The sequence below is a fragment of the Cupriavidus sp. 94F1 genome, assembly GCF_057798875.1.
In genome coordinates, this window is record NZ_JBYOJT010000010.1 from 1 (window position 1) to 21,683 (window position 21,683).

The following is a 21,683-nucleotide window of genomic DNA, read 5'->3' on the forward strand; positions in this document are numbered from 1 at the left end:
CCTCAAATGCCTCCTCCACATCCTCCTGCGCCCCCATCCCCTTCGTATGAATCTCCCATAACCGTCTGCGTAATGGCGTGGTCACCCCAGAATGTTCGTGGCAGATATTCAATTCGCTATCGCCGATCATGCTGCGGGTATTGATATTGGCGGAGCCCAACGTCATGAATACGTCGTCGACGATCATCAGTTTGGAATGCACGTAGACGTAATCCCATTTACCGGGCGGAGAATCGGGTGCCACCAGCGTGCAGACATGCAACTTGAGTCCTTCGATTTCGGGTGGCGGTCCAACTTCCTCGGCGGGCTTGGCCATTTCCGCTTCCAGATCGGCCTGTTTCTGGCGCGCCTTGCCAAAGCGTTCCCGCGCCTCGTGCAGCCTCTTGATGGCGAATGCCTTGTCGATATGCGCCAGGTCATTCGCCTCGTCCATATCCTGTTTAGCGGCCCTGGCTTGCGCGCCTGCCTCCTTGTGCTGGCGGCGCAGATCGGCCTGGCGCGCGTCCTCGCGTTCCAGCTTCGCCACGGCCGGCATCGCGTCGGCCTTGCCCAGCGCCTCCAGCATCCGGTATGTCTTCAGTGCCCCCGGACCCATCCCTTCGTCGCTCGAATTGGTCACCACGAACAGGTAGATGGGGCCATGCTTCTTCAGGTCGCGGCCGCCGCGCAGTTGGGCGGCCACCGCCTGCTTGATCTTCTCGGCAAGCATCGGCAGCCGGAAATACTGGTTCTCGATATAGATGAATCGCGTGACGTTGTTCACCGCCTGCAGGTACAGGGACTCGATATCGAACCGGTTTCCCTGGGGATTGGTCCGCAACAGCTGCCCCACCACCGGCGTGTTGCCGTCGCGCCGCAACGTGAGACGACTGGCGAGCGGCCGCCTTGCCTCCATCAGCCGCTGGCCCGTCGCGCCATCCCACGCTTCGCAAAAGTTCTTGTTGAGGTATTTCAGCACCGGGCCTGCGACGCGGGCAGAAATGTCCTGCCGGGGGTGCAGACCGTTCCGGCCCAGTCTCGGGTGCTGTCGATGGAAGCTGTGGTCGTCCCGGTCCCAGTAGGTATCGAGCATGTTGTGGCCCATGACGAAGCCCACGGCATGCTCGGGCTCCTCATAATCGATCACCACCATCTTCTGGTGATGCGTGGGAATGGCGGTCATGACGGCCGCGTTTTTCGCTTTGGTACGCCCGTCGCTCTCCTTGTGATCGCCCTGCAGCAAGGTCCGGTAGGCAATCTCCGCACGGTCCCAAAGCGAGAAGCCGCGGGTCGCGAATTCGATGCCGGGGAACGTCGTGCCCGCTGCGCGGGCCATCTGGCGCAGCACCCGGCGCGCCGCTTCCTCGTCCAGACTGCCCCCTCGCGTCACGTTGGTTCCATTGGCGCGCGCATACCATGCACGGTCGAACTCGCGCTGGAATTTGCTCTGGTAGTCGCGCTGCGCCATGCCCGACACCATCCAGTCAGGCAAGTGCGGCTTGACGTACGTTGCCAGGTTGTTGCCCGGTGCGTTGTTTTCGCTCCAGGCCGCCATGGCGAGGTCGTCCTGCCAGCAAAGCAGACGAACCTTCACGCCTTGGGCGCCCTTGTGCGCCAGCAACTCGCCGATGGTCATGACATCCGCATGGCCGCGCTTGAAGTACATCGAGGGCTGGAAACCCCAGCAGATGATGTCCACCGAACGCCGTGCGGCCAGGATGGCGTCGTAAACCTCGCCGAACGCCTCTTCGCCGTTCACAAGCGGCTTGAACGTGCATTGCGCCGGGTCATATTCCGAACGTTCCACAAACCACTTCAAGGCGATCGTGGCAGTGCGCGTGCGCGACAGCGCAATCGGGGTCGTGATGGGATTCCGACTCATGCTGGCGGCTCCTTGTCGGTGAGAGGCTGGGACGCGAGGCACCCTACACCGACTACGCCTCGGGAAGTTGCTGACAAAGCCAGGAATTAACTCGACGCAATGGCCGACGCTTTTCGTCGAAATACGATTGATGAAACTGAGGCGATCGACCCCGGACAAGACTACTTGCCACGGCTCTCGGACAAATCGGAAGGGGAGATCACGTTGAATGCGCGGAAGCGGAGGGAGGGGGGAGAAAAAACCCGGGTAGCACAATCCCCGCGCCCCTCCTACACTCCCTGATCGATGCAGCCGTCCGATGCTGCACTTTCGGGAGACCTCCATGACGTTCAGTCTGCTGCGCCGCGCCATGATGGCGTGCGGCGCCGTTGCCGTCCTTATGCATTCCCCGCTGTCCCACGCCGCCGAGCCGGTAAAGATCGGGCTGATTGCGCCGTTCTCGGGCAGCTTTGCCGACTATGGCAAGCAGATGGAAGGCGGCATCAAGGCCTGGCAGAAGCTGAACGGCGACACCGTGGCGGGCCGCAAGGTCCAGATCATCGTGAAGGACACCTCCGGCCCGGTCCCCGAGGTGGCCAAGCGGCTGGCTCAGGAACTGGTGGTACGCGACAAGGTGGACATCCTGGCCGGCTTCGGCCTGACGCCGGAGGCGCTGGCCGTGGCGCCGATCGCCGAGCAGGCCAAAAAGCCGATGGTGATCTTCAACGCGGCCTCGTCAGTCATCACCACCAAGTCGAACTACATCGCGCGCGTGTCGATGACGCTGCCGCAGATTTCCGCCCCCATGGCCACCTGGGCGGTGCGCAACAACGTCAGGAAGGTGGTGACGCTGGTGGCCGACTACGCGCCCGGCATCGACGCCGAGACCGCGTTCAAGACCAATTTCCTGGGCGGTGGCGGCCAGATCGTCGAATCGATCCGCGTGCCGCTGCGCAACCCCGAGTTCGCGCCATTCATCCAGCGCATCAAAGACGCCCGCCCAGAAGCGGTGTTTCTGTTTCTGCCGGCCGGCGAACAGGGCGTGGCGTTCATGAAGGGCTTCCGCGAGCGGGGGCTGGCCGATGCCGGCATCCGCGTGATCGCCACCGGCGACCTGACCGACGACCACGTGCTGCCGGCCATGGGCGACGCCACGCTGGGCGTGATCACGTCGTTCCATTACTCGGCGGCGCACGATTCGAAGGAAAACAAGGCCTTCCTGAAGGCCTTCGCCGATGCCAACCCAGGCGCCGGCCGTCCGAATTTCATGGCCGTGGCCGCGTACGACGGCATGGCCGCCATCTACGACGCACTCAGGAAGACCGGCGGCGCCACCCACGGCGACAAGTTCCTGGCGGCCCTGAAGGGCATGAAGATCCAGAGCCCGCGCGGCGCGATCATGATCGACCCGGCCACGCGCGATGTGATCCAGACCGTCTATATCCGCAAGGTGGAAAAAGTCGGCGGCGAGCTTTACAACGTCGAATTCGACAAGTTCGAGGGCGTCAAGGACTCGGGCAAATAGGCAGGCAGCGCAGGCCGGGGACGCCCGCCCCTGTCGAAATCTTTCATCGCGAAGACAGGATTGTGCAATTCCCTTGCGGGAAAAGCTGACCTAACCTTGTCTGGCGGCGCCTGCCCATGCCGTCACATAACAAGGACTCTGGAGACATCCCGATGAAGAGCTCAGCCGTTGCCCTGGCCGCGTCGCTGGTCGTGGCCGCTTCACCCTTGCTCGCAGCGCCCGCCGACAACCTGCAGAAGCTTCAGGATTTCAAGCAGACCGGGGCCGCGCCCGCCGAGAAAATCGCCCAGGACGGCAAGCATGCCGACGCGCTGCGCGAGAACCTGAAGGCCATCAAGCTGCCGCCGGGCTTCAAGATCGAGTTATATGCCGTCGTGCCCGAGGCGCGCCACATGGCCATCGAGCCGTCCACGGGCGTGGTGTTCGTCGGCACGCGCAAGAACCGCGTCTGGCAGGTGACCGACCGCACCAAGCGCCGCGTGGCCGACGACGTGGTCCAGTTCGCCAGCGCCATCAGCTTCAAGGTGCCCAATGGCGTGTGCTTCTCGCCGGACGGCGTACTCTATGTGGCCGAGCAGAACCGCGTGCTGGCCTTCCCGGCCGCCCAGTTCTTTGGCGAAGGCGGGCCCGACGTGGCCGCTGCCGTGGTGGTGCCCCAGGGCAAGCTGATCCCGACCGAATTCGAGAGCTTCAACCACGGCGCGCGGGCGTGCCGGGTGGGCCCCGACGGCAAGGTCTATATTGCGCTGGGCCAGCCGTGGAACGTACCGCCCAAGGACAAGCTGGCCGCGATGGACAAGAACGGCCTGGCCGGCATCATCCGCATCGGCCAGGACGGCAAGAACCGCGAGGTCTATGCCCACGGCGTGCGCAACTCGGTCGGGCTCGACTTCAATCCGGCCGACAAGACGCTCTGGTTCACCGACAACCAGGTGGACGGCATGGGCGACGACCAGCCGCCCGGCGAGCTGAACCGCGCCACCAAGGCGGGCCAGAACTTTGGCTTTCCGTGGTATGGCGGCGGCAAGGTGCGCACCGTGGAGTACAAGGACCAGCAGCCACCCAAGGACGTGGTCTTCCCGGTGGTGGAATACGCGCCCCATGCGGCCGACCTGGGCATGTCGTTCTACACCGGCAAGATGTTCCCGGCCAAGTACCACGGCGGCGTCTTCGCGGCCGAGCATGGCTCCTGGAATCGCACCAAGCCCATCGGCGCGCGGATCGTCTACACCTCGGTGAAGTCGGACGGCACCGTTGGCGAGACCGAGATCTTTGCCGAAGGCTGGCTCACGCCGAATGGCGAGTACATGGGCCGCCCGGTAGACGTGCAGCAACTGCAGGACGGCTCGCTGCTGGTCTCGGACGACTTCGCCGGCGCGATCTACCGGATCTCGTACTCGGGCACGAAATGACCGGCAGACTCCGTATTGGCACGCTGGTGCTGCTGTCGGGCTGGCTTCTGGTGTCGGCCAGCATCCCCGCGCTGGCCGCCGACGCCCAGGCCGGCCGGACCAAGGCCATGCAGTGCCAGGCCTGCCACGGGCTCGACGGCAAGTCGAAACTGCCCGAGGCACCCCACCTGGCCGGCCAGGTCGAGCAGTACCTGGTCAAGGCGCTCAAGGACTACAAGACCGGCGCCCGCAAGGACGAGATGATGACAATGATGGCCAAGCCGCTCAGCGACGCGGACATCGCCAACCTGGCAGCCTTCTACAGCGGTCTCAAGCCGTAGCGGCCTTCGCCCTGTCGTATTCCGGCGGCCTTCGGGCACGATCAGGTGCCGGAAGGCGCGCGCCCGCCCGCTGGCGGCGGCACGGTGCCGGCGATGACCTTCGACATTTCGGACGTCTGGCGCCAGCCCTCCTGCTGGTACAGCGGCCGGCCCGCCTCCGTGGCATGCAGGATCGTGAAGGTGGCACCGCGCCGCGCCAGTTCGTCCTCGCCCAGCGACATCAGTTGCCGGGCCAGTCCGCGCTTGCGGTGGGTCGGCTCCACATAGACATTCAAGACATAGCCGCGCTTGTCCTGATCCGGATGCGCGGGATGGGGTGGCCAGTCGATCAGCATCAGCCCGACGCCGGCCACCGGCCTGCCGCCGTCCAGCGCCAGCAGGCCAAAATACGTGTCATTGGCCAACCGGGGACGCAGCCAGTCGCGAAAATGCCGCGTCATCGTGCGCAGGGTGTCTGGGGCAAAGCCCGCCTCCAGGAACATGGACTCGCGATGGTGGCAAATCAGTTCCAGGTCGTCGGGCTCGATCGCGCGTATTTCCATGTCAGTGATCTGTTGATGGTTCGGGGGGAAGTTCGGATATCACGCCGGGGCAGACATTGTGCCTGGCACCACCTTCCATCGAAATAAGACGAATCTGAAAGAAATTGGGCGATTTCTAGCGTGATCCATCGCCGTGGCGCACTGTCACCAGACGGTCGAGCAGCGCCCCGTTGGCCAGCAGGCTGGCACTGTCCGATCGATGCACGACCCTGCCGCGATCCAGCACCATCGCCTGGCCGGTCATCGCCAGCGCCATCCTGGCATGCTGCTCCACCACGATCACGGCCATCCCGCTATCGGCAATCAGCCGCGCGATCACGCGCTGCAACTCCTGCACGATGATGGGCGCCAGGCCTTCCATCGGCTCGTCCAGCAACAGCAGGGCCGGATTCACCATCAGCGCGCGGGCCATCGCCAGCATCTGCTGCTCGCCGCCCGAGAGCTGGTTGCCCAGGTTGCGGCGCCGCTCTTCCAGCCTCGGAAATTCCCGATAGATACCGGCGATATCCCAAGGCCCGGGCCGCGCCACCGCGGTCAGGTGCTCTTCCACGGTCAGCGACGGAAAGATCCAGCGTTCTTGCGGCACCCAGCCGATGCCCGCCTGCGCGCGCCGATGCGATGGCATTTTCGCCAGATCGCCGCCCCGCCAGCTTAGCTGGCCGCCGCGCACGCGCGTCATGCCCATCAGTGTGGCCAGCAGCGTGGTCTTGCCCACGCCGTTGCGGCCCAGCAGCGCCAGGCTGTCGCCGGCGGCCAGCGTCAGGTCGATCTGTTCGAGCACGATGGCATCGCCGTAACCGGCGCTCAGTCCCGCAACCCGCAGCAGTTCACGCATGGGCGGCCTCTCCCAGATACACCTCCTTCACGCGTGCGTCGGCGGCAATCTCGGCCGGCGTGCCCTCCGTCAGCACCCGCCCGCCCACCAGCACCGAAATGCGTTCGGCAAAGCGGAACACCAGGTCCATGTCGTGCTCGATAAAGACAATCGTGATGTCGCGCGGCAGGGCCGCAATCACCGCAAACAGTTCGGCGCTCTCGCCTGCGGGGATGCCCGCCGCCGGTTCGTCCAGCAGCAGGATCGACGGCCGCGTGGCCAGCGCCAGTGCCATTTCCAGCAGCCGCTGCTTGCCGTACGGCAGCTGGCGCGTCTCGGTATCGGCGTCGCGCTCCAGCCGCAGCAGCGCCAGCACCGACATGGCCTCGTCCGCCAGCGCCGCCTGCGACGCCACCGTGCGGGCCCACATCCGCGATGCGCCGGTGCGCTCCGCCACCGCCAGCACCACCGACTCCAGCACCGTCAGCCCCGGAAACAGCGTATTGATCTGGAACGTGCGCGTCATGCCCAGCTTCACGCGAGCGTGCTGCGGCAGCGACGTGATATCGCGCTCGCCCAGCCAGATGCGTCCGGCCGACGGCGGCAAGGCCCCCGTCAGCAGGTTGATGAACGTGGTCTTGCCCGCGCCATTGGGCCCGATCAAGGCATGCCGCGCGCCGGGCGCGAAGGTCAGCGAGATATCGGTATTGGCGGCAAACGCGCCCCAGGACTTGCAGAGCCCGTCCGTGCGCAGCGTGGCGGTCATGCGTCGGCTCCCCGTTCGTGCGCGGCAGTTGCCCGGCGACGCGCCGTCCAGGCGCCTATGGCCCCCATCACTCCGCCCCGCGCATACAGCACCATCAGCACCAGCAGCAGGCCGATCCAGAACTGCCAGTACACGGGGTTGATCCCGGCCAGCACGTCCTGCGCGATCATGAACAGCGCCGCGCCGATCAGCGCACCGTAGAGACGCCCCGCGCCGCCCAGCACCAGCATGACCAGCAACTCCGCCGAGCGCGGAAAGCCCAGCACGTCCATGCCCACGAACTGCGTGGTCTGGGCCAGCAGGCCGCCGGCCACGCCGGCAATGGCCGCCGACACGGTGAAGGCCGCACGCAGGCGCCGGGGCACATTGGTGCCCAGCGCGGGCATGCGCCGCGCGCCTTCGCGCACGCCGCGCAGCGACAAGCCGAACGGCGACGCCACGATGCGCCGCACCAGCACAAATACCCCGAACAGCACCGCCAGGCTATAGACGTAGGCCGTCTTGCCGTACAGATCGAACGCGAACATCCCCAGCAGCGGACGCATGCTCACGCCAGACAGCCCATCGACACCGCCGGTCAGGAAGGCCGCCTTGTTGGCCGCCTCGAACAGCATCAGACCGATGCCGAGCGTGACCATCAGCCGCGTCAGATCACCGCCGCGCACCACCAGGAAGCTGCAGAGCCAGCCGGCGAACGCCGCCACCGTCGCGGCAGCCAGCAGGCCGGAGACCGGCTCGCCCCAGCCATGTGCACCCAGCAGCCCGGCCGTGTAGGCGCCCAGCCCAAAGAACGCGGCATGGCCCAGCGACACGATGCCCGCATAGCCCAGGATCAAGTCGAGCGACAGCGCGAAAAGCCCGGTAATCAGAATCTGACTACCCAGAATCAGGTAGTCGGGCAGCAGGAAGAACACGGCCACCGGCATCAGCCAGAAGACGATTTCGGCCGGGTGCCAGCGGCCGTCTGCCAGGCGATGACGGATCATGCGGCGCGCCTCCCGTACAGGCCGGCCGGAAACGCCACCAGCAGCAGCACCATCATCGCGTAGATCACGAAGGCGCCCACCGCGGGCACGTAGTACTTGCCGGCCACGTCGGCCACGCCCAGCACCATCGCCGCCACCAGCGACCCGCGAATGCTGCCCGCGCCGCCCACGGCAACCACCAGCAGGAAGTAGACCATGTACTTGAGCGGAAACGACGGGTCGAGCCCCAGCACATCGATGCCCAGGCCGCCACCCAGGCCCGCCAGACCGGAACCCAACGCAAAGGTCAGGCTGAACACGCGCCCCACGTCGATGCCCAGGCCGCTGGCGGCCTGCTGGTTATCCACCGCCGCGCGCACCTGCGCGCCAAAACGGGTGCGGGCCACCAGCCAGCCCAGCGCCAGCGTGATCACGATCACCACCGCCAGCAGGAACAGGCGATAGGCGCCCAGGTCCAGGCCGGCCACCCTGACCTGCCCGATCAGGAAGGCCGGCAGCGCCACCGGCTGCTGGCCGGGGCCGAAGCCCCAGGTGGCGCCAGCCATCACCATGAAGGTCAGGCCGATCGAGAACAGCACCTGGTCGAGATGACTGGCCCGATACAGCCGCCGATAGAGCGTGCGCTCCAGCACCCAGCCGGCCATCGCGGCGCCCAGGAACGCTGCGGGCAGCGCCGCCAGGAACGGCACGCCGAGCCGGTTCATCAGCACGACTGCCACGTAGCCGCCCAGCATGGCAAACGCGCCGTGCGCCAGGTTGACGAAGTTCATCAGCCCCATCGTCACGGACAGGCCGATGCTGATCAGGAACAGCAGGCTGCCATATGTCACGCCGTCGAACAGCACGCCGGGCAAACTCGAAATCACGATCCGGTCCTCGGTAAGGGTGGATGGGGTTGGATGGCCGCTGCTGTGGCTGGTGGAAATACCGCGCCGATTGTTCAGTGGGCGCCGCTTTTTTGCAATCGGGCCGGACCCGGGCGGCGCCAGCCCCGCACCGGGCGCAACAAGGGTTGGGCCGACGGTTGCGCCCCCGGTGCCCGGAGCGTTGTCGGGTTTACATCGACTGCCGCACGCGCTAAGGTCATTCGGACCGCCGCCAAGGGACGAACCGTCATGCCAATCGACCGCCGCACCTTTCTGGGGATGTCCGCCGGGCTGGCCGCGCTGCCGGCCGGGCCCGCGCTGGCCGCCGCCGCGCGAGCCGCCACCGTGGAAGCGCCGATGCGCCGCAAGGTGCCGGCCTCGGGCGAGGCGCTGCCGGTAATCGGCATGGGCACGGCCGACACGTTCAACGTAGGTCGGGACAGCGACGACCGCGCGGCGCTGACCGAAGTCCTGGCCGAGCTGCTGCAGCGCATTCCCAAGCCCGTGATCGACACCGCGCCCAGCTACGGCAGCGCGGAGGCCGTGACCGGCGACCTGCTGCAGGACGCCGGCGCGCGCGGCAAGGTGTTCGTCGCCACCAAGATATCCACCAGTGCCGCCAACGCCATGGCGCAGTTCACGCGATCCCGCGCAGAACTGCATTCGGACAGCGTCGATCTGCTGCAGGTGCACAACCTGATCGACTGGCGCGACAACCTGAAGCTGCTGCGGCAGTGGAAGGAACAGGGCAAGACGCGCTATATCGGCATCACCCACTACCGCGACGATGCGCACGCCGAACTGGCGCAGATTCTGCGCAGCGAAAAGCTCGACTTCCTGCAGGTGAACTATTCGCTGGGCGAGCGCAACGCCGAAAAGACGCTGCTGCCGCTGTGCGAGGAACGCGGCGTGGCCGTGCTGGTCAATCGCCCGTTTCAGGACGGCCGGTTGTTTTCGGCAGTGCGCGGCAAGCCGGTGCCCGAGTGGGCCGGCGAGGTGGACTGCACGTCCTGGGCCCAGCTGTTCCTGAAATTCATTGTCAGCCATCCCGCCGTGACGGCCGCCATTCCTGCCACATCCAAGCCGAAGAACATGGCCGACAACCTGGGCGCGGCGTTCGGGCGCATGCCCGACACCCGCGAACGCGCGCGCATCGCCGCGGCGCTGGCCTGACTGCGGACGCCCGGCCCCGATCGGCGCATGCATACACCGGCCCCGTCCCCCGACACCGGACCCGGCGAACCGCCAGAGGGCACCGTGCTGGGGCTGCGCGCCGGCGAACGCGCCGCCGTCGTGGCCGGCTTCGTATTCTTCTTCTGCCTGTTCGCCAGCTACTTCATGCTGCGGCCCGTGCGCGAGACGATGGGCATCGCAGGCGGCGTGCAAAACCTGCAATGGCTGTTCACGGCCACGTTCGTGGTGATGCTGGTAGCCATCCCGTTCTACGGCGCCTGCTGCAAGTGGCTGCCACGCCGGCGCTTTGTGCCGTGGGTCTACGCGTTCTTCATCGCCAACCTGCTGGCGTTTGCTGCGGTCACGCGCGCACTGCCGGACAGCGTCTGGCTGGCGCGCGTGTTCTACGTGTGGCTGTCGGTGTTCAACCTGTTCGTGGTGTCGGTGGCCTGGAGCCTGATGGCCGACGTGTTCCGTCCCGAGCAGGCGCGGCGGCTGTTCGCGCTGATCGCGGCAGGCGCCAGTGCCGGCGGACTGGCCGGGCCGGTCATGGGCGGCTGGCTGGTGGGCCGCATCGGCCTGACCGGCCTGATGCTGCTGTCGGCGGCGCTGCTGGCCGCGACGCTGCCCATGGTGGGCTATCTGTTCGCATGGCGGCGCAGGCTGGGGGCGGGTGTGGCCGACGGCATGGCGCACGGTGGACCGGCCGCGCAGGACCCCGCACAGCCGGTCGGCGGGGGACTATGGGCCGGGTTGTCGATGGTGCTGGGCTCGCGCTATCTGCTCGGCATCAGCCTGTTCGTGATCCTGCTGGCCACGTCGAGCACGTTCCTGTATTTCGAGCAGGCCCGCCTGGTGGCGGCGGCCTTTCCCACCCGGGCGCAGCAGACGCAGGTGTTCAGCGCGCTCGATGCCACGGTGCAGGCGCTGACCATCCTCGTGCAGATCTTCTTCTCGGGCCGTCTGGCGCGGCGCTACGGCGTGACGGCGCTGCTGACGGCCGTGCCGCTGGCCGTGACCGGCGGCTTTCTGCTGCTGGCGTTGTGGCCCACATTCGGCGTGCTGGCCGCGGCGATGATCGTGCGGCGCGTGGGCGAATACGCGATGCTGCGGCCGGGCCGCGAAATGCTGTTTACGGTGGTCGACCCCGAGACCAAGTACAAGGCCAAAAACGTGATCGACACCGCGATCTATCGCGCCGGCGACGCGGTCAGCGCGTGGGTGCGCACCGCCATCGATGCCTTGTCCGGCCATCCGGCCACTGTGGCGCTGGCCGGCGCCGCACTGGCCATCGGCTGGGCATGGCTCGGGCTGTGGCTGGGGCGGCGGCATGAAGGCCAGTTGACCGCGGCGCAAGCCGGCACCGCGCCAACGGTACTGGCCCGGCCGGCAAAGGAAGGTCAATGACCGCCACCCCACAAGGCCAGCCGATAATCGCGCGCCGGTCTGGCCGCATTGCACCGATGCCCGTATAGTGCTTGCCGTGCTGGCGGCACATGCCGCCCTACCCCATTCGTACAGGAGTTGCCTCATGAAGACCAAAGCCGCCATCGCCTGGAAAGCCGGCGCCCCGCTCACCGTCGAAGAGGTGGATCTCGACGGTCCGCGCGCCGGTGAGGTCCTTGTCGAAATCAAGGCCACGGGCATCTGCCATACCGACTACTACACGCTGTCCGGCGCCGACCCCGAGGGCATCTTCCCGGCCATCCTGGGCCACGAAGGCGCGGGCATCGTCACCGACGTGGGCCCGGGCGTGACGTCGCTGAAGCCCGGCGACCATGTGATCCCCCTGTACACGCCGGAATGCCGCCAGTGCAAGTTCTGCCTGTCGCGCAAGACCAACCTGTGCCAGGCCATCCGCTCGACCCAGGGCAAGGGCCTGATGCCCGACGGCACCTCGCGCTTCTCGATCGACGGCAAGCCGATCTTCCACTACATGGGCACGTCGACGTTCGCCAACCACATCGTGGTGCCGGAAATCGCGCTGGCCAGGATCCGTCCGGATTCACCGTTCGACAAGGTCTGCTACATCGGCTGCGGCGTGACCACGGGTGTGGGCGCGGTGCTGTTCACGGCCAAGGTCGAAGCGGGCGCCAACGTGGTGGTGTTCGGGCTCGGCGGCATCGGCCTCAACGTGATCCAGGCGGCAAGGATGGTGGGCGCCGACAAGATCATCGGCGTCGACCTGAACCCGGGCCGCGAAGCCATGGCCCGCAAGTTCGGCATGACCCATTTCATCAATCCGAAGGACGTCGAAAACGTGGTGGACCACATCGTGCAACTGACCGATGGCGGCGCCGACTACTCGTTCGAGTGCATCGGCAATACGCAGGTCATGCGCCAGGCGCTGGAGTGCTGCCACAAGGGCTGGGGCAAGTCGATCATCATCGGCGTGGCCGAGGCCGGCGCGGAGATCTCGACGCGCCCGTTCCAGCTGGTGACGGGCCGCGAGTGGAAGGGTTCGGCCTTCGGCGGCGCGCGCGGCCGCACCGACGTGCCGAAAATCGTCGACTGGTACATGGAAGGCAAGCTCAACATCGACGACCTGATCACGCACACGCTGCCGCTCGACCGCATCAACGAGGGTTTCGACCTGATGAAGCGCGGCGAGTCGATCCGCTCGGTCGTCCTTTACTGAGGCAACGGCCCATGGAACTGCTGTCTGAACACGGCTGCCACGGCGGCGTCCAGCGTTTCTACCAGCACCAGTCGGCGGCCATCGGGCTGCCGATGCGGTTCTCGGTCTTCCTGCCGCCGCAGGCGCTTGCCGCCAACGCGAAGCCGCTGCCGACCCTGTTCTACCTCGCTGGCCTGACCAGCACCGAGGAAACGTTCATGATCAAGGCTGGCGCGCAGCAGTACGCGGCGCAGCACGGCCTGATCCTGGTGGCGCCCGATACCAGCCCGCGCGGGGCACACGTGCCCGGCGAGGCCGATGCCTGGGACTTCGGGGTTGGCGCCGGCTTCTATGTCGATGCCATCGAGGCGCCGTGGCGCATGCACTGGCGCATGGAAAGCTACGTGGCGGACGAACTGTTCCACCTGGTCACCAGCGAACTGCCCGCCGACGCTGCACGCGTCGGCATCTTCGGCCATTCGATGGGCGGGCATGGCGCGCTGGTGCTGGCGCAACGCTACCCGCAGCGGTTCCGTTCGGTCTCGGCGTTCGCGCCAATCGCCGCGCCTTCGCAGTGTCCGTGGGGCATCAAGGCATTCACGGGCTACCTGGGTGAGGACCGCAGCCGCTGGGCGCAGCACGACGCCAGCGCACTGATGGCCGGACAGGCATCGGCGCCGTTCCCGGCCGGCATCCTCGTGGACCAGGGCCTGGCCGACAAATTCATGGCCGAACAGCTCCACCCCGAAGCGTTCGAGGCGGCCTGCGAGAAAGCCGGCCAGCCGCTGACGCTACGCCGGCACGCGGGCTACGACCACGGCTACTACTTCATCTCGACGTTTATCGCCGACCATATCCGGCATCACGCGGAGCGGCTTTGAGCACGGACACGGCTCCAATCGGCTCCACTCTCCCATGAAATGGGAGAGGGGTCGGGGGAGAGGGCGCCGAGGTTCAAATTGCGGCCTGTCGCAAACAGAACCATCCGACCCTCTCCCCTGCCCCTCTCCCGCATGCGGGAGAGGGGAAAACACAATCCCTTCGCCATGACCAACTACCGCCCCCACCCCATCGTCATGCTGACCGCCCGGCAGCTTTCCGAGGCGATCCACGCGAAGCAGGTATCGAGCCGTGAAGTCATGGCGGCTTATCTGGCGCATATCGCTACCGTGAATCCGGCATGCAACGCCATCGTGGCGCAGCAGGACGAGGCCGCGCTGATGCAGGCCGCGCAGGCAGCCGACGATGCGCTGGCACGTGGGGAATCAAAGGGCTGGATGCACGGCATGCCGCAGGCGCCGAAGGATCTAGCGATGACGCGCGGCATCCGCACGACGTACGGTTCGCCGATCTTCAAGGACAACGTGCCGGCCAGCGATTCGGTGATCGTGGAACGCATGCGCCAGGCCGGGGCGATCCTGATCGGCAAGACCAACACGCCGGAGTTCGGGCTCGGGTCGCACACGTTCAACCCGGTCTACGGTGCCACGCGCAACCCGTACGATCCCGCACGGTCGGCGGGCGGCAGCAGTGGCGGCGCAGCAGCCGCGCTGGCGCTGCGCATGCTGCCCGTTGCCGATGGCAGCGACTTTGGTGGCTCGCTGCGCAATCCGGCCGCGTACTGCAACGTCTTCGGATTCCGGCCCTCGGCGGGCCGCGTGCCCTATGGCCCGGCGCCGGAGCTGTTCCTGCCGCAACTGGGCTGCGAGGGGCCGATGGCCCGCAATGTGGCAGACCTGGCGCTGCTGCTGGCCACCCAGTCCGGCCCGGACGCCCGCACGCCGCAGGCGCTGCCCCAAGACCCCACGCTGGCCACGCTGACGCCGCAAAACGTGGTCAACGTGCTCGATGCAGACATGTCGGGCAAGCGCGTGGCGTGGCTCGGCGATTGGGGCGGATACCTGCCGATGGAAGACGGCATCCTGTCGCTGTGCGAACAGGCGCTGCGCTTCTTCCCCGATTTCGGCGTGACGGTAGACGCGATCCAACCGCCCTACCCGCCCGAGAAAATCTGGCAGACCTGGCTTGTGCATCGTCACTTCCTGACGGGCAACGCGCGGCTGGCGCTCTACAACAACCCGTCAACGCGCGCGCAGCTGAAGCCCGAGGCGATCTGGGAAATCGAGGGTTCGCTCGACCTCAAGGCCAGCGACCTCTACGCAGCCAGCACGCAGCGCAGTGCCTGGTATCAGGCGCTGCTGCGCACCTTCGAGACGTTCGACTACATCGCCGTACCGACCGCGCAGGTGTTTCCGTTCGATGTCGACCAGCATTGGCCGAAGGCCATCGCCGGGCGCCAGATGGACACCTATCACCGCTGGATGGAAGTGGTGGTGGCGTGGACGCTGTCGGGCTGTCCGGTGATCAGCGTGCCTGTGGGATTCAGCGCGGAAGGCCTGCCGATGGGCATGCAACTGATCGGCCGTCCGCGCGATGACCTGAGCGTGCTGCGCCTGGCAGCGGCCTACGAGCGCACGCGCGACTGGGTCAACGACCGGCTGCCGCCGGCCATCGACGGGTAAGACGGGAACGCGTCAGGCCACGCGCCGCAGTTGCCGTGCCGACGCGCCAAACAATGGCGCGGCACGATCGGCGGCCAGCTTGATGCGATCGGCCAGCGCGCCGCTGCCCACCTGGTAGCCGTCGAAATCGCCTGTCGACGCGTACACGCCGATCGGCAGCGTCAGCGCCTGCAGGAAGCTGAACAGCGGCCGGAGCTGGTGCTCCAGCACCAGCGCGTGACGGTCACTGCCGCCGGTGGCCGCCAGCAGGACCGGCTTGTCGACCAGGGCATCCATACCCACCAGGTCGAACAGATGCTTGAAATGGCCCGGGAACGAGCCGCGATACACGGGCGCCGCGGCAATTACCAGATCGGCCGACTCGATGGCCGCGACCTGCGCCTCGATGTCCGCCGGCAGCTCCTGGCGCGTCAGCGCGGCACCGAGCGGGCGGGCGATCTCGCTCAGGTCAACGATCCGGGAATCGAGCACGAGCCGCTGCTCCAGTTCGGCCAGCAGCGCCTGGATCAGCACCAGCGTGCGTGACGGTTGATGGGCGCTGCCATTGACGGCGACAACTTTCAGCGGCGTGGACACAATCTATCTCCGGGGGCGAAAAGGCATTCCTCGTACCTTAGCGCCGTCGTCCGACGATGCGAACGAACCAATTCAAATATGCATAGATGCGAAAACGGCAGCCCGGGCGTGAAGCCGGGCTGCCGTTTCGCTTGCCGCAGCCATGCCGTTCGCTGTTGCGCAAACTGCGCAAACGGGGCAAATGGCACGAACCGGCTTAGAACGACGGCACCATGGCGCCCTTGAACTGGGCCTTCATGAACTGGCGCACTTCATCGGACTGATAGGCGGCTACCAGCTTCTTCACCCACGGCTTGTCCTTGTCCTGCGTACGCACCACGATGATGTTCGCATACGGGCTGTGGATGTCTTCCAGCGCGATGGCGTTCGTGGTCGGCTGCAGGCCGGCGGCCAGCGCGTAGTTGGTGTTGATCACGGCGGCCGCCACGTCAGGCAGCGCGCGGGCCAGCTGGGCGGCGTCCAGTTCTACGATCTTGAGCTTCTTCGGGTTCTCGGCGATATCCAGCGGCGTGGCGTTCACGCCATTCGTGCCGACGCCCGGCTTCAGCTTGATCGCACCCTGGGCGGCCAGCAGCAGCAGCGCACGGTTCTCGTTCGACGGATCGTTGGGCACGGCCACCTTGGCGCCTTGCGGCAGGTCCTTCGGCGACTTCAGGTTCTTCGAATAGATGCCCAGCGGCGAAATGTACGTGTAGCCGACGCTGACCATCTTGTAGCCGCGCTGCTTGATCTGGCTGTCCAGATACGGCTGGTGCTGGAAGCTGTTGGCGTCCAGGTCGCCGGCATCGAGTGCGGCATTCGGCTGCACGTAGTCGTTGAATTCCACGACCTTCACGTTCAGGCCATTCTTCTTGGCCACCTTCTGCACGACTTGCCAGACTTCGGCGTCCGGGCCGCTGACGGTGCCCACGCGGACCGTCTGTTCCTGCGCCGCCGCGCTGCCGGCAGCTGCCATGCCCAGTGCCACGGTAGCGGCAGCCAGGGTCTTCGTGATCGAGAGCATCTTCATAGGTATGGTTATCCTGGGAATCGAGGAACGGCCGCACCGGGTAGGCGCGGCCGAGGCGCAAGCTTACCTCAATGCGCTTCCGGTTGATGCCCGGCCGCAGCGCCCGCTTCCTTGCCCACCGGATGGCTGGCGATGGCCGGCGCATTCTGCCAGCCGCCGCCGAGCGCCAGGAACAGGTTCACCTGATCCATGGCAACCTGCGCGTCCGACGCGGCCAGGGCGGCGTCGGTATTGGCCAGCGTGCGGTCGGCATCCAGGCTCTGCAGATAGGGCGACCGGCCGGCCTGCCACAGCAGGCGGTTCTGGCGCGCGGCCTCGTCGGCCTTGTCGCGCGCCGCGCGCAGCGACTGGTTGCGCTCCAGTTCATGCGTATACGCCGACAACGCCGTCTGCGTCTCGCGCAGCGCCTTCAGCACCACGCCATCGAAATGCGCCAGCGCGCCTTCGGCACCGTATTCGGTGTTGTGGATACGCGCCCGCGTGCCGCTGGTCGGAATCGTCCACGACAGCGCGGGACCCCAGCCCCAGTGCGCGGTCGGCGCCTGGCCCAGGTGGTCGAGAATACCGGTGAAGCCGGCTGATGCGCCAATGCGGATCTGCGGAAACAGGTCGGCCGTGGCCACGCCGATCTTGGCCGTGGCGGACGCCAGTTCGCGCTCGGCCTGCCGCACGTCCGGGCGACGCTTGAGCAGCGCCGTGCCGTCGCCCACGGGCAGCGGCTGCTTCAGCGCGGGCACGTGTTCGCAGGCCACGCTCTTCACATCGAGTGCCATCGGCGGCTTGCCCAGCATCACGGCCAGTCGGTATGCTGCGCCTTCCTGCTCGGCACGATACTTCGGCAGCACGGCCCGCAGCGTGTCGGCCTGAGCCTGGGCACGCAGCACATCGGTTGGCTGGCCACGGCCGGCATCGACCAGCTTCTGCGCCAGCTGCGCCCCGCGTTCCTGCAGCTCCAGCTGATGCTGGGCCACATGCAGTTCGTGCGTGGCTGTGCAGCCTTGCACATAGGCACGCACGGTCTCGGCCACCACGCCCACGCGGGCCTGGTCCAGTGCGGCGTGGCTGGCCTGGGCGGCCGCCAGCGCGGCCTCGTCGGCGCGCTTGAGCTTGCCCCAGAAATCAATCAGGTACGACACCTGGAAACCGATGTCGCCAAAGTTCATCGCCGGGATCTTTTCTTCGTGCAGCAGCGGCTCGCCGGCAATCTGGCCGCGCTCGGCGCTGGCCTTGAACTTGGCCTCGGGCAGGTTCTCGGCTTCCACCTCGTGGTAGACCGCGATCGACCGCTTGAGATTGGCCGCCGCCACGCGCAGATCGGTGTTGGCAACCAGCGCCTGCTGCACGAGGTCGTCGATATGCGGATCGTCGTACAGGCGCCACCAGTCGTTCGGCACGTCGGCAATGGACACGGCGTCGCTGTCGCTGTGAGCGAACGGGCCGTTGGCCGCCGCAGACTTCACGGCCGCGTCGTCGGGCACCTTGTGGTCGGGGCCGACCGTCATGCAGGCGGCCAGCGCCAGCGGCAACATCGCCGCCAGCGTGGCACGGGCAAAGCGTTTCACTGCAGCACTCCGGTTGTGGACGCGCCCTTGCCGGCCAGCGCGACCTTGTCATGCGAGGCACTCTTGTCAGCCGCCGCCGGCGTGGCAGGCTTGTCGTTCGACTGGCCATCCGCCTTCACGGACACCGTGGCGGTACGGCCCGCCACCAGGCGCACGTCCTCGGGCATCTGGTCGAACTGGATGCGCACCGGCACGCGCTGGGCCAGGCGCACCCAGTTGAACGTCGGGTTCACGTTCGGCAGCAGGTTCGATCCGTTGGTACGGTCGCGATCCTCGATACCGGCCGCGATGCTTTGCACATGACCCTGCAGCACGCGCTTCTCGCCCATGATGCGGATGTCGACCGTGCTGCCGATATGGATGCCCTGCAGCTTGGTTTCCTCGAAATAGCCTTCCACGTGGAACGAGTTCGCGTCCACCATCGACAGCACCGGCTTGCCGGTCACCACGTAATCGCCCAGACGCGGCAGGCGGTCGTTGACGTAGCCCTCCACCGGGCTCAGGACCTTCGTGCGCTCAAGGTTCAGCCTGGCCACGCCGATGGCCGCGTCAGCCTGGGCCAATTGAGCTTCGCCCTGCTGCACCTTGGCCAGGCCCTCTTCGATGATTTCCTTCGACACCACGTCCGACAGCTTCTGGCTGCGCGACGCCTCGCGGCGCGCCTGGGACAGGGTGGCGCGCACCGCCGCGGCGGTGGCTTCGGCCTGGCGCAGCGCCAGCGCATAGCGTTCGTGGTCGATTTCGAACAGGACGTCGCCGGCCTTCACGTGCTGGTTGTCCTTGACGGCAATGCGCGTGACCAGCCCCGAAACGTCAGGCGCCACCTGCACCACGTCGGCACGGATGTGCCCGTCGCGGGTCCACGGGGCCACCGTGTAGTAGTCCCACAGGTGTTTGACAACGACCGCGCCAGCGGCAGTGACGGCCAGCGTCAACACGACCGGCCCGAGCGAAGAGAGTCTGAGTTTCATGATTGCAGCCACGGCACCATGGCAACCACCCCACCGAGGATGATCGCGTACAGCGCCAGATTGAAGAGGGATCGGTGCCACACGAGCCGGTAGAAGCCCACGCGCGACAACACCGCGCGTGCGGCACTCGTGATGAGAAAGGCCGCGAGCATCCACACCAGCAGGCTGGGGATGAACACGCCATAGATACTGATTTCACCGGGCATCATGCTTTTCCGGAAACGGTTGCCGGCAGCGCCGGCGGAAACAGGGCCACCTGCATGTCGACCAGCGCGGCCAGCGCCACGCGCGAACGCACCTTGTCCTGCGCGTTGGCCAGGCGCGTGCGCAGCGCGGCGGGCGGCGCATCGGCCGAGCCATCGAGCCGCGCCTTGTAGTACGTGGAAATGCTACGAAGCACGCGGCGCACGGCATGCTGTTCGTCAGCCGGCATATCGGCCATCTCGCGCTGCAGGGCCAGCGCGGTCAGTTCCACGCGCACTTCGCTGAAGCCGTCGGTCGAGACTTCGCTGTCGCTGGCGGCCAGCCGCGGCACCAGCTGTGCCAGGCGGTCCAGCATGCGGGCGCGCAGCACGGTGTGCGAATCGGGGTGCTTGCCCAGCGCGTTCTCGGCGATATCGCTCCAGCCGGCCCGCACCAGACGGCGCGTGGCGGCCCGGGTACCGAACGGACGCATCACCAGCGTCCACACCAGCGCGAATGCGATACCCGCGATGCCGGCCACGTTGCTGTTGAAGAACGACTGGAAATTGGCGCTGTACGCGCCCTGGATGCCGATGTCGTTGGCCGTGACCACCGCCAGCGGCATGCCGATCATCGCCAGGCGCGGCTGCGCCACCAGCAGGCCGATGATCAGGTAGGGCACGGCGAACATCAGCACCAGCATCTCGAAGTCATGCGCGACGGGCAGCACCGCAAACAGCATCACCAGCGAGATCAGCAGGCAGACCACGTTCCAGTTGAAGAACGACCGGATCATCGGCGCAGGTTCGTCCAGCGCGGCGAAGAAGCAGCAGGAAATCGCACCCAGTGCCACCGCGCCCGCCCCATCGGCCCAGCCGGTGTGGATCCACACCATGCCCATCGCGTAGATCGCCATGGCGACGGTCACGACCGAAAACAGCAGCATGCCGTGGTCGTAGTGGCGCGCACGGCCCACTTCCCAGCGCAGGAATTCGGGCACCCATTGCCCTTCGATGTGCTTTTCGCCCAGGCGCCGGCACAGCGCCACACAGTCGTGCCACAGCGCCAGCATCTGCTGGAGCCGGTCTTCCGCCGCCGTCACCAGCGCGGCGTCCCAGCCCGCCTGCACGGGCGATGCCGAAAGCACCGGCCGCGCGTCGGCGGCGGCGCCCGCCTGGATCCAGCCCTTCACGGCCTGCATCTGGGCGGCCAGCGGCGCGGGCAGGCCGCCAGCGGCCTGCAGCGATTCGACGATGGTCGCGAACGACGCCATCACCGGCAGCAGCATGGTCATGCGGCCACGCAGTTCGCGCGCGGCACGCACCCGGGCGGCGCTTTCGGCGTCGTAGCTCAACTGGCTGATCAGCTGGTCCAGCGCCAGGATGTCGGCGGCCAGGCGATGGCGGCTGTGATGACGCGACACCGATGCACCGGGCGCCGGCGACAACATGTCCGTGGCCCACAGCGTGGCGTCGGCCATCCACTGGCGGGATTTGTCGCGCAGCACGTTGGCCACGCTGGCCGGCATGATGACGGCACCCACCACGGCCGCGCACAGGATGCCCAGGCAGATTTCCTCGGAACGGGCCACGGCCAGGTCGAAGATCCCCGTCGGATTATCGACCGACGGCAGTGCCACCAGCGGCAGCGTATAGGCGGCCAGCATGAACACGTAGCTGCGCGGCGTGCGGTGCATCAACGCCACGTAGAGCAGGCAGGCCACCCAGATGGCCACGGCGCCCATCAGCAACGGTGGCGAATTCACCAGCGGCGGCACCATGGCGATGGCGGCAGCGGCGCCAAGTAGCGTGCCAAGCACGCGGTACAGCGCCTTGGAGCGTGTGGCGCCCGTGAGCGGGTGCGCCACGATATAGACGGAGCCCATCGCCCAGTACGGCCGGGGCAGCCCCAGGTACATCGCAATGTAAAGCGCCAGCATCGCGGCGATGAACGCCTTGAAGGAGAACACCCAGTCCCTGGCGGACGGCCAACTCATCAT

Annotated in this window: 20 protein-coding genes; 8 read left to right on the forward strand and 12 right to left on the reverse strand. The window is 66.8% G+C overall.

Annotation, left to right across the window (positions count from 1 at the left end; genetic code table 11):
- The coding region (locus AC3FJ6_RS21185) for a phospholipase D-like domain-containing protein (protein ID WP_488773602.1) at window positions 1–1,786 on the reverse strand (1,786 nt) is incomplete at its 3' end.
- A 397-nt stretch (window positions 1,787–2,183) separates the two neighbouring features.
- On the opposite strand from AC3FJ6_RS21185, the gene AC3FJ6_RS21190 reads away from it, so the two are divergent.
- The 3 genes from AC3FJ6_RS21190 (at window position 2,184) to AC3FJ6_RS21200 (ending at window position 5,097) form a co-directional block, all read left to right on the forward strand.
- On the forward strand, window positions 2,184–3,365 hold the full coding sequence (locus AC3FJ6_RS21190) for an ABC transporter substrate-binding protein (protein WP_488773603.1): 1,182 nt from the start codon (window positions 2,184–2,186) through the stop codon (window positions 3,363–3,365).
- Between the two features lie 152 nt (window positions 3,366–3,517).
- Window positions 3,518–4,777 carry a PQQ-dependent sugar dehydrogenase gene (locus AC3FJ6_RS21195; RefSeq protein ID WP_488773604.1) on the forward strand — a complete coding sequence of 420 codons (1,260 nt, stop codon included), beginning with the start codon at window positions 3,518–3,520 and terminating at the stop codon, window positions 4,775–4,777.
- The gene (locus AC3FJ6_RS21200) at window positions 4,774–5,097 is read left to right on the forward strand and encodes a c-type cytochrome (RefSeq protein WP_488773606.1); all 324 of its coding nucleotides are present in this window, start codon (window positions 4,774–4,776) and stop codon (window positions 5,095–5,097) included. The genes AC3FJ6_RS21195 and AC3FJ6_RS21200 overlap by 4 nt, the downstream gene beginning before the upstream one ends.
- Window positions 5,098–5,138: 41 nt before the next feature.
- Here the strand turns inward: AC3FJ6_RS21200 and AC3FJ6_RS21205 are convergent, their stop codons facing one another.
- The 5 genes from AC3FJ6_RS21205 to AC3FJ6_RS21225 all read right to left on the reverse strand — a co-directional run bounded on the left by AC3FJ6_RS21205 (window position 5,139) and on the right by AC3FJ6_RS21225 (window position 9,068).
- On the reverse strand, window positions 5,139–5,639 hold the full coding sequence (locus AC3FJ6_RS21205) for a GNAT family N-acetyltransferase (protein ID WP_488773607.1): 501 nt from the start codon (window positions 5,637–5,639) through the stop codon (window positions 5,139–5,141).
- 115 nt (window positions 5,640–5,754) lie between these two features.
- A complete protein-coding gene (locus AC3FJ6_RS21210) occupies window positions 5,755–6,474 on the reverse strand; it encodes an ABC transporter ATP-binding protein (protein ID WP_488773608.1) in 720 nt (239 codons plus the stop codon).
- A complete protein-coding gene (locus tag AC3FJ6_RS21215; RefSeq protein WP_488773609.1) occupies window positions 6,467–7,219 on the reverse strand; it encodes an ABC transporter ATP-binding protein in 753 nt (250 codons plus the stop codon). Before AC3FJ6_RS21215 ends, AC3FJ6_RS21210 begins: the two co-directional genes overlap by 8 nt.
- Window positions 7,216–8,205 (reverse strand): branched-chain amino acid ABC transporter permease, encoded by a 990-nt coding sequence (locus AC3FJ6_RS21220; RefSeq protein WP_488773610.1) that lies wholly within the window; start codon window positions 8,203–8,205, stop codon window positions 7,216–7,218. Before AC3FJ6_RS21220 ends, AC3FJ6_RS21215 begins: the two co-directional genes overlap by 4 nt.
- On the reverse strand, window positions 8,202–9,068 hold the full coding sequence (locus tag AC3FJ6_RS21225) for a branched-chain amino acid ABC transporter permease (protein ID WP_488773743.1): 867 nt from the start codon (window positions 9,066–9,068) through the stop codon (window positions 8,202–8,204). Before AC3FJ6_RS21225 ends, AC3FJ6_RS21220 begins: the two co-directional genes overlap by 4 nt.
- Before the next feature lie 252 nt (window positions 9,069–9,320).
- On the opposite strand from AC3FJ6_RS21225, the gene AC3FJ6_RS21230 reads away from it, so the two are divergent.
- The 5 genes from AC3FJ6_RS21230 (at window position 9,321) to AC3FJ6_RS21250 (ending at window position 15,383) form a co-directional block, all read left to right on the forward strand.
- The gene (locus AC3FJ6_RS21230; protein ID WP_488773611.1) at window positions 9,321–10,244 is read left to right on the forward strand and encodes an aldo/keto reductase; all 924 of its coding nucleotides are present in this window, start codon (window positions 9,321–9,323) and stop codon (window positions 10,242–10,244) included.
- A 27-nt stretch (window positions 10,245–10,271) separates the two neighbouring features.
- On the forward strand, window positions 10,272–11,651 hold the full coding sequence (locus tag AC3FJ6_RS21235; RefSeq protein ID WP_488773612.1) for an NTP/NDP exchange transporter: 1,380 nt from the start codon (window positions 10,272–10,274) through the stop codon (window positions 11,649–11,651).
- A gap of 124 nt (window positions 11,652–11,775) precedes the next feature.
- The gene (locus AC3FJ6_RS21240; protein WP_488773613.1) at window positions 11,776–12,882 is read left to right on the forward strand and encodes an S-(hydroxymethyl)glutathione dehydrogenase/class III alcohol dehydrogenase; all 1,107 of its coding nucleotides are present in this window, start codon (window positions 11,776–11,778) and stop codon (window positions 12,880–12,882) included.
- Window positions 12,883–12,893: 11 nt separating this feature from the next.
- A complete protein-coding gene (gene fghA, locus AC3FJ6_RS21245; protein ID WP_488773614.1) occupies window positions 12,894–13,742 on the forward strand; it encodes an S-formylglutathione hydrolase in 849 nt (282 codons plus the stop codon).
- Window positions 13,743–13,907: 165 nt separating this feature from the next.
- A complete protein-coding gene (locus tag AC3FJ6_RS21250; protein WP_488773615.1) occupies window positions 13,908–15,383 on the forward strand; it encodes an amidase in 1,476 nt (491 codons plus the stop codon).
- A gap of 12 nt (window positions 15,384–15,395) precedes the next feature.
- On the opposite strand, the gene msuE is transcribed toward AC3FJ6_RS21250, so the two are convergent.
- The 6 genes from msuE to AC3FJ6_RS21280 all read right to left on the reverse strand — a co-directional run bounded on the left by msuE (window position 15,396) and on the right by AC3FJ6_RS21280 (window position 21,683).
- The gene (gene msuE / locus AC3FJ6_RS21255; protein ID WP_488773616.1) at window positions 15,396–15,959 is read right to left on the reverse strand and encodes an FMN reductase; all 564 of its coding nucleotides are present in this window, start codon (window positions 15,957–15,959) and stop codon (window positions 15,396–15,398) included.
- A gap of 196 nt (window positions 15,960–16,155) precedes the next feature.
- Window positions 16,156–16,914 carry a MetQ/NlpA family ABC transporter substrate-binding protein gene (locus AC3FJ6_RS21260; RefSeq protein WP_228770933.1) on the reverse strand — a complete coding sequence of 253 codons (759 nt, stop codon included), beginning with the start codon at window positions 16,912–16,914 and terminating at the stop codon, window positions 16,156–16,158.
- 122 nt (window positions 16,915–17,036) lie between these two features.
- A complete protein-coding gene (locus tag AC3FJ6_RS21265; RefSeq protein WP_488773617.1) occupies window positions 17,037–18,530 on the reverse strand; it encodes an efflux transporter outer membrane subunit in 1,494 nt (497 codons plus the stop codon).
- The gene (locus tag AC3FJ6_RS21270) at window positions 18,527–19,501 is read right to left on the reverse strand and encodes an efflux RND transporter periplasmic adaptor subunit (protein WP_488773618.1); all 975 of its coding nucleotides are present in this window, start codon (window positions 19,499–19,501) and stop codon (window positions 18,527–18,529) included. Before AC3FJ6_RS21270 ends, AC3FJ6_RS21265 begins: the two co-directional genes overlap by 4 nt.
- Window positions 19,498–19,707: a DUF1656 domain-containing protein gene (locus tag AC3FJ6_RS21275; protein ID WP_066740578.1), complete on the reverse strand. Its 210-nt coding sequence runs from the start codon at window positions 19,705–19,707 to the stop codon at window positions 19,498–19,500. Before AC3FJ6_RS21275 ends, AC3FJ6_RS21270 begins: the two co-directional genes overlap by 4 nt.
- Window positions 19,707–21,683, reverse strand: coding sequence for an FUSC family protein (locus AC3FJ6_RS21280; RefSeq protein WP_488773619.1), 1,977 nt, complete (start codon window positions 21,681–21,683; stop codon window positions 19,707–19,709). The genes AC3FJ6_RS21275 and AC3FJ6_RS21280 overlap by 1 nt, the downstream gene beginning before the upstream one ends.